Consider the following 14,345-nt stretch of genomic DNA (forward strand, 5'->3'; position numbering starts at 1 on the left):
GCAGCCAGCGGAGAGCGACGACGAAGCCGACAGGGTTGCCCGTCGGCAGGCCACGGCCGATGCCGTCGTCCCGAAGATCCGACACGGCCGGAACCGACCGCCGATTTCCGCACCCATTGCCTGCAGGCGCCCAGCCCTGCTCAGCGTTCCACCTTGACCAAGGCGACTGGCGAGAGGGATTTTGCGCTATGATGTTCGGCCGAACATCCCCCTGAGATGCCGATGGCTGGCTTGGACGAAAACACGAAGACCCCGACGGAGATCAAGCTCCATCAGAAGTCTCGCATTCTCGAACTGTGTTTCGAGGGCGGCGAGCGTTTTGAACTGACCTACGAGTTTCTGCGCGTCTTTACACCGTCGGCTGAAGCGCGCGGCCATGGGCCCGGACAGGAAACGCTGCAGGTCGGCAAGCGTGACGTTGGCATCGATCGCATCGAGCCCGTAGGTAATTACGCCATCCGGCCAGTGTTCTCGGACGGTCACGACAGCGGGCTATACTCCTGGGATCTGCTCTACAATCTGGGCGCCCACTGTGAGGAGTTGTGGCAGGCCTACGTCGACAGGCTTGAGAAAGAGGGGGCAAGCCGTGACCCGTCAGCCAGTCAGGCCGTGCCGTCAAAGACCCACGGCGGCTGCGGAACGCGTTGATTCTCGCCGCTCGATCCCCACGCTGATTGATCCATGAACAACAGAAACACCACTCATTTCGGCTTTCAGGAAGTCGCGGAGGACGAGAAGTCACAGCGGGTGGCGGACGTGTTCGATTCCGTCGCGCAACGCTATGACTTGATGAACGACGTCATGTCGGGTGGCCTTCACCGCCTATGGAAGGCCTTTACGATCGCCAAGAGCGGTGTTCGTCCCGGCTGGCGCGTCCTCGATGTCGCAGGTGGCACCGGTGACCTCGCGCTCGCTTTCGCTCGGAAGCTTGGCCAGGACGGCCAGGTGTGGCTGACCGACATCAACAGGTCAATGCTCACTCGCGGACGAGACCGACTCGGCGATGAGGGCTTCATAGTCCCCGTGGCACAATGCGATGCGGAGAAGCTCCCGTTCCCCGACGACTACTTCGACTGCGTGACCGTCGCCTTCGGGCTGCGCAATATGACCCACAAGGAACTGGCGCTGGTCGAAATGCGGCGTGTCCTGCGACCGGGAGGTCGCCTGCTGGTGCTGGAGTTCTCGCAAGTCTGGAAGCCCCTGGCTCCGGCCTACGACTTCTATTCTTTCAAGATAATCCCGCGCATCGGGCAGCTCATCACCCACGACGAGGCCAGTTATCGTTATCTGGCTGAATCGATCCGCGTTCATCCGGATCAGGATGGCCTCAGGTTGCTGATGGAACAAGCCGGATTTGAGCGAGTCGAATACGACAATCTCGCGCTGGGCGTCGTCGCCCTTCACCAGGGTTTCAAGTTTTGACAGGAGAACGGAGTCCATGAAGAAATTTTTTCTGACGCTGGCAATGTGCATGCTGGGTCTTGGGCTGACGGTTGGCGACGCTGACGCCAAGCGATTGGGCGGTGGCAAGTCGTCGGGGATGCAGCGCGAAGCAGTAGCCCAAAGGCCGGCCACGCCGCCCCAGAGCGCCGCGCCAGCGCCGTCTGCCGTTGGCTCGCCGGCGGCGGCGGCAGCAGCGCCGAAGCGGAACTGGATGGGGCCGCTGGCAGGACTCGCTGCCGGCCTGGGAATCGCTGCGCTCCTGTCGCATTTGGGCATGGGTGAGGGCCTGGCCAACTTTGTCATGATCGCGCTACTGGTTGTCGCCGCGGTGGTGGTATTCAAGCTGCTGTTTCGGCGCAAGGCGGCACCTGCCTCGGCATCTTCGGAAGCGATGCAGTATGCTGGCGTAGGAGGGCCGGGCATGGCGCCACCGCCGTTCGACCCCCGGCCAGCCTCGGCGGGGTTGGCTGCTCATGGCGACGATAGTCCGGCGGCACTCCAGCCCTCTGGCGCACCGATAGCAAACGTCCCGGCCGACTTCGATAGCGACGGCTTCCTGCGCATCGCGAAACTCAATTTCATACGTTTGCAGGCCGCCAACGATGCCGGGAATCTTGACGACATCCGCGAGTTCGTCAGTCCCGAGCTATTCGCCGAGATCAGAATGCAGTTCGAAGAGCGGGCAAAAGCACCGCAACAGACGGATGTCGTGACATTGAACGCACAGCTTCTCGAGGTGGTGACGGAGGTCACCCGCCACATTGCGAGTGTCCGCTTCAGCGGCATGATTCGGGAGGAGGCAGGTGCAGCAGCGGCCCCATTCGACGAGGTCTGGAACCTCTCCAAGCCCGTTGAAGGCGGCAAAGGCTGGGTGGTCGCCGGGATCCAGCAGTTGTCTGGATTCTGATGCTGATGCAACCCGCGCTCGGTCTGCTCAATCACGTATTGAGCGAAGAGGACTGGGCACGGGACCGGCTCGCGGGCTTCGCCGGACAAACGGCGCGGTTGGAGTTGGCCAGGGCGGCCTGGGTCGTCAGGATATCCGATACCGGGCTCCTCGATCTTGTCGAAGCGGGCTCGGCGGCGACGGTATGCGTTCGCCTGCCTGAGGACGCACCGGTGCGTGCTCTCACTGACCGAGCTTCGCTTTTCACTTCGGCAACGATCGCCGGGTCTGCAGACCTCGCCGAGACACTGGGGTTCGTGTTTCGCAACATCCGTTGGGACGTCGAACACGACTTGTCGCGTCTGCTTGGCGACATCGTTGCCCGCCGCGTCCTGCAGGTCGCCCGCAGCATCGCCGGCTGGCCTATGGGCAGCGCCAGGGGTCTGGCACTGGCTGCCGCGGAGTTCTTCACACAGGAGGAAGCAACGGTCGCTTGCCGCCCCGATGTGGAGGACTTCTGTGCCGCAGTGGATGTCTTGCGGGACGATACTTCACGCCTCGAGAAGAGACTGGCACGGGCCGAGTTGCTGAGGTAGGCGCGTGAACCGCTGATGTAGGCTGGCGTCGGATCGACAGAATACAAAAAGGCAGCCTGTCGGCTGCCTTTGTCTCGCTTCACGGTCGGCGACCGCTGCCAAACCGGTCAGTGACGACTGCGCAGCTTCTTGATCGCCTGCAGCTGGGCGACCGCCTGTGCCAGTTCGGCCTCCGCCGTCGCCAAGCCAACTTCCGACGAACGATCTCTCAGAGCTTCTTCGGCACGACGCTTGGCTTCCATCGCCTTGGCCTCGTCAAGATCGTGGGCACGGATTGCGGTGTCGGCGAGTACCGTAATCAACGCCGGTTGCACTTCGAGCATCCCACCCGAGACGTAGACCAACTCATACTCCTCGCGGTCAGGAATTTTCAGGCGGATTGTCCCTGGCTTGATACGGGTCAAGAGCGGCGTGTGCCGCGGGTAAATGCCGAGTTCTCCGGCTTCGCCGGGAAAGACCGCGAAGTCGGTCTGCCCCGAAAAGATCAACTCCTCGGCGCTGACAACGTCAACATGGACTCTGATGGACATGGCTGTTCTTCCCTTGCTAAGGGTCGTCTCCGCGCCGGCACGGTGCGAAGACGACGGTCACTGTGCCGCTTTAGAGTGTCTTGGCTTTCTCGAACACTTCCTCGATGCCGCCAACCATGTAAAACGCCTGCTCCGGGATGCTGTCGCACTCGCCTTCAACGATCATCTTGAAGCCCTTGATCGTGTCCTTGAGCGGAACGTACTTGCCCGGCGATCCGGTAAAGACCTCGGCCACGCTGAACGGCTGCGACAGGAAGCGCTGAATCTTCCGAGCGCGGTAGACTGCCAGCTTGTCTTCCGGAGACAACTCGTCCATCCCGAGAATGGCGATGATGTCGCGCAACTCCTTGTATTTCTGAAGGGTCATCTGAACCGCGCGGGCAACGCCATAGTGCTCCTCGCCGACGACTTGCGGGTCGAGCTGGCGCGACGTCGAGTCGAGCGGGTCGACGGCCGGATAGATACCAAGCGAAGCGATATCGCGTGACAACACGACGGTCGAATCGAGGTGCAGGAAGGTCGTCGCCGGTGACGGGTCGGTCAGGTCGTCGGCGGGCACATAGACGGCCTGGATCGAGGTGATCGAGCCCACCTTGGTCGACGTGATGCGTTCCTGCAGGCGCCCCATTTCTTCGGCAAGCGTCGGCTGATATCCCACGGCGGACGGCATCCGGCCCAGGAGCGCCGACACCTCGGTACCCGCCAGGGTGTAGCGGTAGATATTGTCCACGAAGAAAAGAATATCGCGCCCATCGTCGCGGAAGCGCTCAGCCATGGTCAGGCCGGTCAGCGCAACGCGCAGACGGTTACCCGGGGGTTCGTTCATCTGACCGAACACCATCGCCACCTTGTCGAGAACGTTGGACTCCTTCATTTCATGGTAGAAGTCGTTACCCTCGCGAGTCCGCTCGCCGACGCCGGCAAAAACCGAGAGTCCGGAGTGCTGCTTGGCGATGTTGTTGATCAGTTCCATCATGTTGACGGTCTTGCCAACCCCGGCGCCACCGAACAGGCCGACCTTGCCGCCCTTGGCGAACGGACAGACGAGGTCGATGACCTTGATCCCGGTTTCCAGAAGATCGACAGAAGGCGACAACTCGTCGAACTTGGGCGCCAACTGGTGGATCTCGCGGCGTTCTTCTGTGGCAATCGGTCCCGCCTCGTCGATGGGCCGACCGAGAACGTTCATGATGCGGCCAATCGTTGCGTTACCGACAGGCACCGAGATGCCGGCGCCAGTATTGTTTACTTTCATCCCGCGACGCAATCCGTCGGAAGATCCCATGGCGATCGTGCGCACGATACCGTCACCCAGCTGCTGCTGGACTTCGAACATCAATTCGGCCTCGCACATGTCGGACTCTTCAGCCTTGTCGAGCTGGAGTGCGTCGTAGATCCTGGGCATTGCGTCACGCGGGAACTGGATGTCCACCACGGCACCGATACACTGAACAACGTTTCCTTGACTCATCGTCGTATCCCTAATCAATAAACTAACTATCCCGTGGTCAGACAGCCGCTGCGCCGGCGACGATCTCCGAAAGTTCTTTGGTGATCGCTGCCTGGCGAGCCTTGTTGTACACCAGCTTGAGCTCACCGATGACATTCTTGGCGTTGTCCGAAGCCGACTTCATGGCGACCATCCGCGCACTCTGCTCGGAAGCCATGTTCTCGGCAACCGACTGGTAGATCATCGCCTCCACATAGCGCACCAGCAAATCGTCAATCACCGTCTTGGCATCGGGCTCGTAGATGTAGTCCCAGCGGTTGCCCTCGCCACCGACAAGCTCTCCTGATAGTGGCAGCAGTTGGTAGAGCGTCGGCTCCTGTTTCATCGTGTTGATGAAACGGGTGAAAGCAATGTACAAAACGTCAGTCTCGCCCTTCATGTAGGCGTCGAGTTGCACCTTGACCGGGCCGATCAGCTTCTCGAGATGTGGCGTATCCCCGAGACCGGTCAGTTGCGAGACGACATTGGCGCCCGCTCGCTGCATGAAACCCAGTCCCTTGTTGCCGATCGCGGTCACCCGCAGCTTCTTGCCTTCGGCATCCCACTCCTTCATCTTGCCCAAGGCAAGACGAAGGACGTTGGTATTCAGACCACCGCAGAGCCCCTTGTCGGAGGTCACTGTGATCAATCCGACCGCCTTGACCTGAGCGCGTACGGTCAGAAACGGATGGCGATAGTCGGTCAAGGCATGCGAAAGATTGCCGGCTACCTGGCGAATCTTCTCGCCGTAGGGGCGGGCAGCTCGCATCCTGTCCTGCGCCTTGCGCATTTTCGATGCGGCCACCATCTCCATGGCCTTGGTGATCTTGCGCGTGCTTTCGACGCTCTTGATCTTGTTGCGGATTTCCTTGCCGCTAGGCATGGCAATCTCCTCGATCGATCAGGCCAGCGTGGCCTTGAACTCCTCAATCGCCTTGGTGAGCTTTTGCTCACTGTCAGCGTCAAGATCCTTGGTCGTTTCGATCTTGCTGATGAGGTCGGCGTATTTCTGCTTGATGAAGCCGTGCATCTGCTTCTCGACCGACAGTGCCTTCTTCACCTCGACATCGTCGAAGAGGCCCTTGTTCACCGCGTGCAGAGTGATTGCCATCTCGGAGACGGACAGTGGCGAATACTGCGGCTGCTTCATCAATTCGGTCACCAGACGTCCGCGATCAAGCTGCTTGCGAGTCGCTTCGTCAAGGTCGGACGCGAACTGCGCGAAGGCGGCCAGTTCGCGGTACTGGGCGAGCGCCAGACGCACCCCACCGCCGAGCTTCTTGATGACTTTGGTCTGGGCGGCACCACCAACGCGAGAGACGGAAATACCGGCGTCGATGGCGGGCCGGACACCGGCATTGAACAGGTCGGTATCGAGGAAGATCTGGCCGTCGGTAATCGAGATCACGTTGGTCGGCACGAAGGCGGAAACGTCACCCGCCTGCGTTTCGATGACCGGAAGGGCAGTCAGCGAACCGGTCTTGCCCTTGACTTCGCCGTTCGTAAACTTCTCGACCCATTCTTCGGAGACGCGGGCTGCCCGCTCGAGCAGGCGCGAGTGCAGGTAGAAGACGTCGCCCGGATACGCTTCACGCCCCGGCGGACGGCGCAGCAGCAGGGAAACCTGACGATAGGCCCACGCCTGTTTGGTCAGATCGTCGTAGATGATGAGTGCATCCTGGCCGCGATCACGGAAGTACTCGCCCATGGTGCACCCCGAGTAGGGAGCAATGTATTGCAGCGCGGCGGATTCGGAAGCGGTTGCGGCGACGACGATGGTGTATTCCATCGCGCCATTCTCTTCCAGCTTGCGTACGACGTTGGCGACAGTTGAAGCCTTCTGGCCGACCGCAACGTAGATGCAGATCAGGTTCTGGCCCTTCTGGTTGATGATCGTATCCACGGCGACGGCGGTCTTGCCGGTCTGCCGGTCGCCGATGATCAGTTCGCGCTGGCCGCGGCCGATCGGCACCATCGCATCGATCGACTTCAAACCGGTCTGTACCGGCTGCGAAACCGATTTGCGCCAGATAACCCCAGGCGCCACCTTCTCGATCTTGTCGGTCAGCTTGTGGTTCAGCGGACCCTTGCCGTCAATCGGCTGGCCGAGGGAATTGACGACCCGGCCGAGGAGTTCGGGGCCGATCGGCACTTCGAGAATGCGACCGGTGGTCTTGACGGTATCGCCTTCACTGATCTGGTCGTATTCACCGAGAACCACCGCACCAACCGAGTCGCGGTCGAGGTTCAAGGCCATGCCAAAGGTGTTGCCCGGGAACTCGAGCATCTCCCCCTGCATGACGTCAGTCAGGCCATAGACGCGGCAGATACCATCGGTCACCGAGACGACGGTGCCCTGGGTACGCAGATCGGCGCTGATCGCAAGATTCTCGATCTTGCTCTTGATCAGTTCGCTGATTTCGGAAGGATTCAACTGCATGGAAATTCTCCTAGTTGTTGAGCGCCAACCTCAGGCTCTCGAGTTTTCCGCGTACGGAGGTGTCGAGAACCTGGTCGCCAACCACAATCTTGACGCCGCCGATCAGCGATTGATCGACGACCACTTCGGCAGTTAGCCGGGTCTTGAAGCGCACTTCCAGGTCTCCGACCAGCGCCTTGCGCTGTGCCTCGTCAAGCGGGAAGGCACTGTAGATCGTGGCTTCCTTGACGCCTTCCTGGGCGGACCTGAGCGCCTCGAAGAGACCGGCGATTTCCGGCAGCGCGGACAGGCGCTCATTGGCAGCGAGGACGTCGATCAGATTGGCTTCGCCAGCGTCCACCGTCCGGCCGACCAGCGACTTGAAGAGTGCACTCTTCTGCGCGGCAGACAGTTCGGGGTTACCGATGCATGAACGCATCAGGTCATCCCCGGCGATGGCAGAAAGTAGCGACAACCGCTCGGACCAAGCCGCCAGCGCCTTGGTTTCCAGGGCTGTACGGAAAACCGCTTCAGCGTAGGGGCGCGCGATGGTAACGAGTTCGGCCATGGTCTCAGAGTTCCTGCTTGAGCGCGACCAGCATTTCGGAGTGCGCCTTGGCATCCACCTCGCGCTTCAGAATACGCTCGGCACCGGCAACGGCGAGGTCGGCAAGGCGGCCACGCAGTTCGGCGCGCGCTTGTTCGACCTGTTGAGCGATTTCGGCCTTGGCCGAGGCGACCACCTTGTCAGCTTCGACTTTTGCCGTCAGCTTGGCTTCCTCGACCATCTGCGCGGCGCGCTTTTCGGCCGCCGTGATGAGCTCGGCAGACTTGGCCTTGGCGTCACGGAGGGCGTCGGCGGAGCGTTTTCCGGCCAGTTCCAGTTCATGCTTGGCGCGCTCGCCGGCAGCCAGCCCGTCAGCGATCAGTTTTTGGCGATCAGCCATGGCCTTTTGCAGCGGTGGCCAGACGTACTTCATGGTGATCCAGATGAAGACGCCGAACCAGATCGCTTCGCCAAACAGCGTTGCGTTGATGTTCACGCTAACCTCCTGTCAAGAGTTGATCCAAAAGGAGAAGCGCTTAGCCAGCGGCCTTGACAACGGCGATGAAGGGATTTGCAAACAGCATGAACAGCGCGATACCGACACCGATCATGGTGACGGCGTCAAGCAGACCGGCAACGATGAACATCTTGACCTGGAGAGTCGGAATCATTTCTGGCTGGCGAGCGGCTCCTTCGAGGAATCTGCCACCGAGGATACCAAAACCGATAGCGGTACCGAGAGCACCCGCACCGATCAGGATGGCGACGGCGATGGCGGTATTACCAAGCAACATTGACAGAGCGGCTTCCATTAGTTTCTCCTAGTAAAACATGCTAAATGGGTTAAACGGGGACAACGTGAATCAAACTGGTGACAAGACCCGGCACTCGCCCACTAACCGTGGGATTCACTGGCCATCGACAGATACACGATGGTCAGCATCATGAACACGAAGGCCTGCAGGGTGATGATCAGGATATGGAACAACGCCCACGGCAAGGCCAGGGGCAATTGCCAGATGCCCATCAGGGCGATCAGGATGAACACCATCTCGCCGGCATACATGTTGCCGAACAGACGCAGGGAGAGCGAGATCGGCTTGGCGATGTCCTCGATGATCCGGAACAGGAGATTCAGGGGAGCCAGTTTCGCGCCGAACGGCACGGTGAAGACTTCGTGCAGGAAACCGCCGACACCCTTGACCTTGACCCCCATCACCAACATTATCGTGAACACGGTGAGTGACATGGCGAATGTCAGGTTCGGGTCGGTCGTGGGAACGACCTTGAAATAGTGAACTCCCGTAAGGCCGAGCAGCAGCGGGATGAAATCGACAGGGATCAGATCCATGGCATTCATCAGGAAGACCCAGATGAAGATGGTAATCGCCAACGGCGTCACCAAGGGGCTGCGACCGTGATACGTATCCTTCGCCTGCTGATCCACGAAGGACAACACCAGTTCGACGAGGGTCTGCATCTTGCCGGGATTCGTCACGCTCGCTTTACCGGCCAGCTTGGCCATGCCGATGAACGCGAAGAGACCGAGTAGCCCCGAGACGATCAGAGTATCCAGGTGAAAAGTCCAGAAACCTTGCCCGACCGATAGATTGGTGAGGTGATGGACAATGTAGCCGCTCGTCGTTAGTGCCTCGCCCGAAGCCATATTTTTCCCCTATTTGACTATTGCTGCCTGAGCAGCGCCATCCAATAAACGACAACCGTTGCAACATAGGTCAGGAAGAGCGGCAAGGCGACGAGCTGTGCGTAGCCCTTGAACACCAGAGCAAACAACAACAGGGTGACGGCGAACTTGTACCCTTCACCGGCCACCTGAGCGTTGAACGCCCTTTTCGCATCAGGTCCCGCCATCCTCGACTCCCGCAAGGCTCGCCAGACATAAGCGAGAGCACTTGCCATGGCGATACCGCCACCGAGCAAAGCGGAGATCGCCGCGTCGAACCCCATTGCCAGCGCCGCTACCAGCGCCGCGGCCAGTGTGACTCCCAACTGGCTACGCAACACCCAGCGAACCTGAGGATGCACGGCTAACCCCTCCAAAACACCGGCAGAATACCAGACTCGTATAGAGGAATCAAACCGCACATGCAAAAAAGTTGTCCTCGCTTGATAACACCTGCCTTGCGGCCGCCATCGAGGCTCTTGGCGAGGGTCTCTATGATGCGGCGCATCAATGACGCAGGCGCTGCAGGATGCCTTCCAGTTGATCGAGGTCACCGAACTCGATCAGGACCTTGCCGGCGCCCCTCTTGTTGGCGCGAATGGCCACCTGCGCACCGAGCAGGTCTGCCAGTTCCTCCTGCAGACGCAACACGTCGCGGTCCGGTTTTGGCGGCGGGCTGTCTTTCGGTGCGCGGAGCGCGTATTGAACCAGGCGCTCGGTTTCTCGCACCGACAGGCCCTTCTGCACGACGCGCTGGGCAAGCTGCACCTGCAAGGCGCCCGCCAGCGGCAGGAGCGCGCGCGCGTGACCCATGTCGATCTCGCCGCACATCAGCAGTTCCTGCGCCGGTGCTGCCAACTGCAACAGACGCAGCAGATTGGAAGCCGCCGGGCGCGACCGCCCGACGGCATCCGCCGCCTGCTGGTGGGTCATCGAGAACTCGTCGATCAAGCGCTGCAGGCCGAGCGCTTCCTCGAGCGGGTTGAGGTTCTCGCGCTGAATGTTCTCGATCAGGGCCATCGCCAACGCCGCCTCATCGGGAATTTCCCGGATCAGCGTCGACACCTCGCTCAGGCCGGCCATCTGGGCCGCTCGCCAGCGCCGCTCGCCGGCGATGATTTCGTAGCGATCCTCGCCGAGCGGGCGCACCAGTATCGGCTGCATCAAGCCCTGCACGCGGATCGAGGCGGCCAGTTCATCGAGCGACGCGGCGTCCATGCGCGTGCGCGGCTGGTACTTGCCCGGCTGGATGTGGCCGACCGGCAGCGCCCGTTGTTGCTCCCTGTTCTGAGCGTCATTACCGGCCAGCAAGGCATCCAGGCCACGCCCCAAGCCCTTCATCTTCATGGCGCGACTCCCAGTTCGCCGCTGCTCGCGCCATGTCCCCGTGCGCTCGCACGGCGCTCGAGAATCTCCTCGGCCAGCAGGAGGTAGGCCTGCGCCCCCTTGGAACTGCGGTCGAAAGCGATCACCGGCTTGCCGTAGGACGGCGCCTCGGCGAGGCGTACGTTGCGCGGGATGATCGTGCGGTAGACCTTGGCGCCGAAATGGCCTTCGAGCTCGCGCGACACCTGCTGCGTCAGCGTCGAGCGCGGGTCGAACATGGTGCGCAGCAAGCCCTCGATCTCGAGGACCGGATTGAGGTTGCCGCGCACCTTCTTGAGTGTCGCAACCAGGTCAGTCAGGCCTTCGAGTGCGTAGTATTCACACTGCATCGGGATCATCACGGCATCGGCGGCGACCAGGCCGTTGACGGTCAACATGTTGAGCGCCGGCGGACAGTCCAGCAGGACGAAGTCGTACTCGCCGCGCAGGCCGACAAGCGCATCGCGCAGACGATACTCACGCTGCGCGATATCGATCAGGTCGATCTCGGCACCGGCCAGTTCACGATTCGCCGGCAGCACGTCGAAGCCGAACTCGGTCACCAGACGCGTGTCGGCGATCGTCGAGCGACCAATGAGAATCTGGTAGACGGTCGGCAGCGCCACGCGCTTGACGACCCCGCAGCCGGTAGTCGCGTTGCCTTGTGGGTCGAGATCGATCAGCAGTACGCGCTGACCGAGTTCGGCCAGACACGCCGAGAGATTGACAGCGGTCGTCGTCTTGCCGACGCCGCCCTTCTGGTTGGTTACCGCGAGAATCTTTGCCAAATCGACTTGTGCCAAATCAACTATCCCCCGAATTCCCAGCATGGCCAATGCTCATCACCACCAGATGCCGCTCGCCCTCGACGCCCGGCACCGCCAGTCGATGCACCCCATCGACCCGCACGCCGGCCGGCAGGTCGGCGATCTCGTCCTGCGGCCAGACGCCTTTCATGGCCAGCCAGTGGCCGTCCTCAGCGAGCAGGTGGCGCGATAGCTGCACGAACTCGGCCAGATGGGAAAAGGCGCGGGCAGTGATCGCCGCAAAACCGGTGGTCGGTCGATACGCTTCGACGCGACCGCAGTGTACGGCAATATTCCCCAAACCCAGCTCAATTGCCACCTGTTGCAGGAAGGCAGCCTTCTTCGAACTGCTGTCCAGAAGGACCACCGGCAGATCCGGACGGGCAATGGCCAGGGGAATTCCGGGCATGCCGCCGCCGCTGCCCACGTCGAGCAGTGGCGGCGCCTCGACGAAAGGCAGGAGTGCCAGGGAATCGAGCAGGTGATGACTGACGGCCAGCGCAGGGTCGCTCATCGCGGTCAGGCGGTAGGTCCTGTTCCACTTGGCAAGCAGCGTCGCGTAGGCGAGCAACTTCTGCTGCGCCGGCGCCGACAAAGCGATGCCGAGGGTCGACAAGCCCTGCGCGAGCTGCGCCGCCGGCGTCATTGCGCAGCGACGCTCTGACGTCTTCCGTCCGCTTCGCCACGCTTCAGGTGAACCAGCAGGATCGAGATCGCCGCCGGAGTCATCCCCTGAATGCGCGACGCCTGGCCGAGCGTCTGCGGCCGCTGCACGGCGAGCTTCTGTTGGACTTCCTTCGACAGGCCACCGACACTGCTGAAATCGAAGCCTTCCGGGAAGCGCGTCTGCTCGTTCGCCAGGCTCCTCGCCACCTCGTCCTGCTGTCTCTCGATGTAACCCTGATACCGGGCCTGAATCTCCAGTTGCTCGATGACCTGCGCATCACCCAGGCCGGCAGCGACCGGCACCTCGCCGGCACGCAAGGTCATCAACGCCGCGTAGCTCACATCCGGTCGGCGCAGCAGATCATGCAGACTGTATTCGTGCTCGAGCGGCTTGCCGAGAACGCGCGTCGCCTCGTCATCGGCGACCAGGCGCGGACTGACCCAGGTCGACTTCAGGCGCTCCTGTTCGCGGCCAATCGCCGCCCGTTTTTCGGAGAATGCCTGCCAGCGGCGATCGTCCACCAGACCGAGGCGGCGGCCCTCTTCGGTCAGCCGCATGTCGGCATTGTCTTCGCGCAGCGACAGGCGGTACTCGGCACGACTGGTGAACATCCGGTAAGGCTCGGAGACGCCGCGCGTGATCAGATCGTCGACCAGCACGCCCAGGTAGGCCTCGTCACGGCGCGGCGTCCAGGCCTCCCGCTCTTGCACCAGCAGTGCCGCATTGGCGCCCGCCAGCAGGCCCTGTGCCGCCGCTTCCTCGTAGCCGGTAGTGCCGTTGATCTGGCCGGCAAAGAAGAGTCCGCCGATCGCCCGGGTTTCCAGCGACGCCTTGAGCCCGCGCGGATCGAAGTAGTCGTACTCGATCGCATAGCCGGGACGCAGGATGTGGCAATTCTCCAGCCCGCGGATCGACCGGACGATGGCCAGCTGAACATCGAACGGCAGGCTGGTTGAAATGCCATTGGGGTAAATCTCGTGCGTCGCCAGGCCTTCCGGCTCGAGGAAGATATTGTGGCTGTCCTTGGCCGCAAAGCGATGAATCTTGTCCTCGATCGAGGGACAGTAACGCGGCCCGACGCCTTCGATGACGCCGGTGTACATCGGCGAGCGATCGAGATTGGCGCGGATGATGGCGTGCGTCTGCGGGTTGGTACTGGTGATCCAGCACGGCAGTTGCTGCGGGTGCCGTGCCGCGTCGCCGAGGAAGGAAAAGACCGGCAGCGGATCATCCGAATGTTGCTCGACCATCACCGAGAAGTCGATGGTCCGGCCGTCAAGCCGTGGCGGCGTGCCGGTCTTCAGCCGCCCGACGGGCAACTGCAGCTCACGCAAACGCGCGGCCAGCGAAACCGCCGGCGGATCACCCATGCGACCGCCGGTGTAGTTCGTGAGGCCGACGTGAATCAGGCCGTTGAGGAAGGTTCCCGTGGTCAGGACGACCGCGCGCGCGGCAAAGCGCACCCCCAGCTGACTCACCACGCCGGCGACGCGATCGCCGTCGAGGATCAGGTCGTCACAGGCCTGCGCGAAAATCGTCAGATTCGGCAACTTCTCGAGGCGGCTGCGGATCGCCTGGCGGTACAGAACACGATCTGCCTGCGCACGCGTCGCGCGTACCGCCGGGCCCTTGCTCGAGTTGAGGATGCGAAACTGAATGCCGGCTTCGTCGGTGGCCTCGGCCATGGCCCCGCCGAGAGCATCGACCTCCTTGACCAGATGCCCCTTGCCGATACCGCCGATCGACGGATTGCAGCTCATCGCACCGAGCGTTTCCAGGTTGTGCGTGAGCAGCAAGGTCTTCATTCCCATGCGTGCCGCGGCAAGCGCCGCCTCGGTGCCGGCATGGCCGCCACCGACGACAATCACGTCGAAACGGTCAGGGAAGAGCATTGGCAATCCGGATCTGGCGCA

General features: G+C 61.7%; 17 protein-coding genes. 4 read left to right on the forward strand and 13 right to left on the reverse strand.

Annotation, left to right across the window (positions count from 1 at the left end):
* The first annotated feature begins 222 nt into the window (after nt 1-222).
* The 4 genes from CAP2UW1_RS21605 to CAP2UW1_RS21620 are packed head-to-tail and all read left to right on the forward strand — an operon-like array spanning nt 223 to nt 2,925.
* On the forward strand, nt 223-648 hold the full coding sequence (locus CAP2UW1_RS21605) for a gamma-butyrobetaine hydroxylase-like domain-containing protein (RefSeq protein WP_015768738.1): 426 nt from the start codon (nt 223-225) through the stop codon (nt 646-648).
* Between the two features lie 33 nt (nt 649-681).
* A complete protein-coding gene (ubiE, locus tag CAP2UW1_RS21610; protein ID WP_015768739.1) occupies nt 682-1,422 on the forward strand; it encodes a bifunctional demethylmenaquinone methyltransferase/2-methoxy-6-polyprenyl-1,4-benzoquinol methylase UbiE in 741 nt (246 codons plus the stop codon).
* Nucleotides 1,423-1,438: 16 nt separating this feature from the next.
* Complete coding sequence (locus tag CAP2UW1_RS21615) at nt 1,439-2,350, forward strand: Tim44 domain-containing protein (RefSeq protein WP_015768740.1); 912 nt, start codon at nt 1,439-1,441, stop codon at nt 2,348-2,350.
* Complete coding sequence (locus CAP2UW1_RS21620; RefSeq protein ID WP_015768741.1) at nt 2,350-2,925, forward strand: ubiquinone biosynthesis accessory factor UbiJ; 576 nt, start codon at nt 2,350-2,352, stop codon at nt 2,923-2,925. The genes CAP2UW1_RS21615 and CAP2UW1_RS21620 overlap by 1 nt, the downstream gene beginning before the upstream one ends.
* A 107-nt stretch (nt 2,926-3,032) precedes the next feature.
* Here CAP2UW1_RS21620 and CAP2UW1_RS21625 read toward each other — a convergent pair whose 3' ends face one another.
* The 13 genes from CAP2UW1_RS21625 to mnmG form a co-directional block, all read right to left on the reverse strand.
* On the reverse strand, nt 3,033-3,455 hold the full coding sequence (locus CAP2UW1_RS21625) for a F0F1 ATP synthase subunit epsilon (protein ID WP_015768742.1): 423 nt from the start codon (nt 3,453-3,455) through the stop codon (nt 3,033-3,035).
* A gap of 70 nt (nt 3,456-3,525) precedes the next feature.
* Nucleotides 3,526-4,926, reverse strand: coding sequence for a F0F1 ATP synthase subunit beta (gene atpD / locus CAP2UW1_RS21630; protein ID WP_015768743.1), 1,401 nt, complete (start codon nt 4,924-4,926; stop codon nt 3,526-3,528).
* A gap of 37 nt (nt 4,927-4,963) precedes the next feature.
* Nucleotides 4,964-5,827 (reverse strand): F0F1 ATP synthase subunit gamma, encoded by an 864-nt coding sequence (gene atpG / locus CAP2UW1_RS21635; protein WP_015768744.1) that lies wholly within the window; start codon nt 5,825-5,827, stop codon nt 4,964-4,966.
* Between the two features lie 18 nt (nt 5,828-5,845).
* Complete coding sequence (gene atpA / locus CAP2UW1_RS21640; protein ID WP_015768745.1) at nt 5,846-7,384, reverse strand: F0F1 ATP synthase subunit alpha; 1,539 nt, start codon at nt 7,382-7,384, stop codon at nt 5,846-5,848.
* 10 nt (nt 7,385-7,394) lie between these two features.
* A complete protein-coding gene (locus CAP2UW1_RS21645) occupies nt 7,395-7,931 on the reverse strand; it encodes a F0F1 ATP synthase subunit delta (protein WP_015768746.1) in 537 nt (178 codons plus the stop codon).
* Nucleotides 7,932-7,935: 4 nt separating this feature from the next.
* Nucleotides 7,936-8,406 carry a F0F1 ATP synthase subunit B gene (locus tag CAP2UW1_RS21650; protein WP_015768747.1) on the reverse strand — a complete coding sequence of 157 codons (471 nt, stop codon included), beginning with the start codon at nt 8,404-8,406 and terminating at the stop codon, nt 7,936-7,938.
* A gap of 40 nt (nt 8,407-8,446) precedes the next feature.
* Nucleotides 8,447-8,722 (reverse strand): F0F1 ATP synthase subunit C, encoded by a 276-nt coding sequence (gene atpE, locus CAP2UW1_RS21655; protein WP_015768748.1) that lies wholly within the window; start codon nt 8,720-8,722, stop codon nt 8,447-8,449.
* Nucleotides 8,723-8,805: 83 nt separating this feature from the next.
* On the reverse strand, nt 8,806-9,576 hold the full coding sequence (gene atpB, locus CAP2UW1_RS21660) for a F0F1 ATP synthase subunit A (RefSeq protein WP_015768749.1): 771 nt from the start codon (nt 9,574-9,576) through the stop codon (nt 8,806-8,808).
* Between the two features lie 17 nt (nt 9,577-9,593).
* Nucleotides 9,594-9,956 (reverse strand): ATP synthase subunit I, encoded by a 363-nt coding sequence (locus CAP2UW1_RS21665; RefSeq protein WP_015768750.1) that lies wholly within the window; start codon nt 9,954-9,956, stop codon nt 9,594-9,596.
* A 145-nt stretch (nt 9,957-10,101) separates the two neighbouring features.
* A complete protein-coding gene (locus CAP2UW1_RS21670; RefSeq protein WP_015768751.1) occupies nt 10,102-10,941 on the reverse strand; it encodes a ParB/RepB/Spo0J family partition protein in 840 nt (279 codons plus the stop codon).
* Nucleotides 10,938-11,747, reverse strand: coding sequence for a ParA family protein (locus tag CAP2UW1_RS21675; RefSeq protein WP_049778699.1), 810 nt, complete (start codon nt 11,745-11,747; stop codon nt 10,938-10,940). The genes CAP2UW1_RS21670 and CAP2UW1_RS21675 overlap by 4 nt, the downstream gene beginning before the upstream one ends.
* 16 nt (nt 11,748-11,763) lie before the next feature.
* Nucleotides 11,764-12,411, reverse strand: coding sequence for a 16S rRNA (guanine(527)-N(7))-methyltransferase RsmG (gene rsmG, locus CAP2UW1_RS21680; protein WP_015768753.1), 648 nt, complete (start codon nt 12,409-12,411; stop codon nt 11,764-11,766).
* The gene (gene mnmG, locus CAP2UW1_RS21685; RefSeq protein WP_015768754.1) at nt 12,408-14,324 is read right to left on the reverse strand and encodes a tRNA uridine-5-carboxymethylaminomethyl(34) synthesis enzyme MnmG; all 1,917 of its coding nucleotides are present in this window, start codon (nt 14,322-14,324) and stop codon (nt 12,408-12,410) included. The genes rsmG and mnmG overlap by 4 nt, the downstream gene beginning before the upstream one ends.
* Between the last annotated feature and the right edge of the window lie 21 nt (nt 14,325-14,345).

Origin of the sequence: Candidatus Accumulibacter phosphatis, from assembly GCF_000024165.1 — a bacterium.
GTDB lineage: Bacteria > Pseudomonadota > Gammaproteobacteria > Burkholderiales > Rhodocyclaceae > Accumulibacter > Accumulibacter phosphatis.

Excerpts from the sequence above, each read along its gene's own strand:
- atpD (WP_015768743.1), bottom strand. The coding sequence starts at position 4,926 with ATGAGTCAAGGAAACGTTGTTCAGTGTATCGGTGCCGTGGTGGACATC.
- mnmG (WP_015768754.1), bottom strand. The coding sequence starts at position 14,324 with ATGCTCTTCCCTGACCGTTTCGACGTGATTGTCGTCGGTGGCGGCCAT.
- CAP2UW1_RS21625 (WP_015768742.1), bottom strand. The coding sequence starts at position 3,455 with ATGTCCATCAGAGTCCATGTTGACGTTGTCAGCGCCGAGGAGTTGATC.
- CAP2UW1_RS21670 (WP_015768751.1), bottom strand. The coding sequence starts at position 10,941 with ATGAAGATGAAGGGCTTGGGGCGTGGCCTGGATGCCTTGCTGGCCGGT.
- atpG (WP_015768744.1), bottom strand. The coding sequence starts at position 5,827 with ATGCCTAGCGGCAAGGAAATCCGCAACAAGATCAAGAGCGTCGAAAGC.
- atpE (WP_015768748.1), bottom strand. The coding sequence starts at position 8,722 with ATGGAAGCCGCTCTGTCAATGTTGCTTGGTAATACCGCCATCGCCGTC.
- ubiE (WP_015768739.1), top strand. The coding sequence starts at position 682 with ATGAACAACAGAAACACCACTCATTTCGGCTTTCAGGAAGTCGCGGAG.
- CAP2UW1_RS21620 (WP_015768741.1), top strand. The coding sequence starts at position 2,350 with ATGCTGATGCAACCCGCGCTCGGTCTGCTCAATCACGTATTGAGCGAA.
- atpB (WP_015768749.1), bottom strand. The coding sequence starts at position 9,576 with ATGGCTTCGGGCGAGGCACTAACGACGAGCGGCTACATTGTCCATCAC.
- rsmG (WP_015768753.1), bottom strand. The coding sequence starts at position 12,411 with ATGACGCCGGCGGCGCAGCTCGCGCAGGGCTTGTCGACCCTCGGCATC.
- CAP2UW1_RS21645 (WP_015768746.1), bottom strand. The coding sequence starts at position 7,931 with ATGGCCGAACTCGTTACCATCGCGCGCCCCTACGCTGAAGCGGTTTTC.
- atpA (WP_015768745.1), bottom strand. The coding sequence starts at position 7,384 with ATGCAGTTGAATCCTTCCGAAATCAGCGAACTGATCAAGAGCAAGATC.
- CAP2UW1_RS21615 (WP_015768740.1), top strand. The coding sequence starts at position 1,439 with ATGAAGAAATTTTTTCTGACGCTGGCAATGTGCATGCTGGGTCTTGGG.
- CAP2UW1_RS21605 (WP_015768738.1), top strand. The coding sequence starts at position 223 with ATGGCTGGCTTGGACGAAAACACGAAGACCCCGACGGAGATCAAGCTC.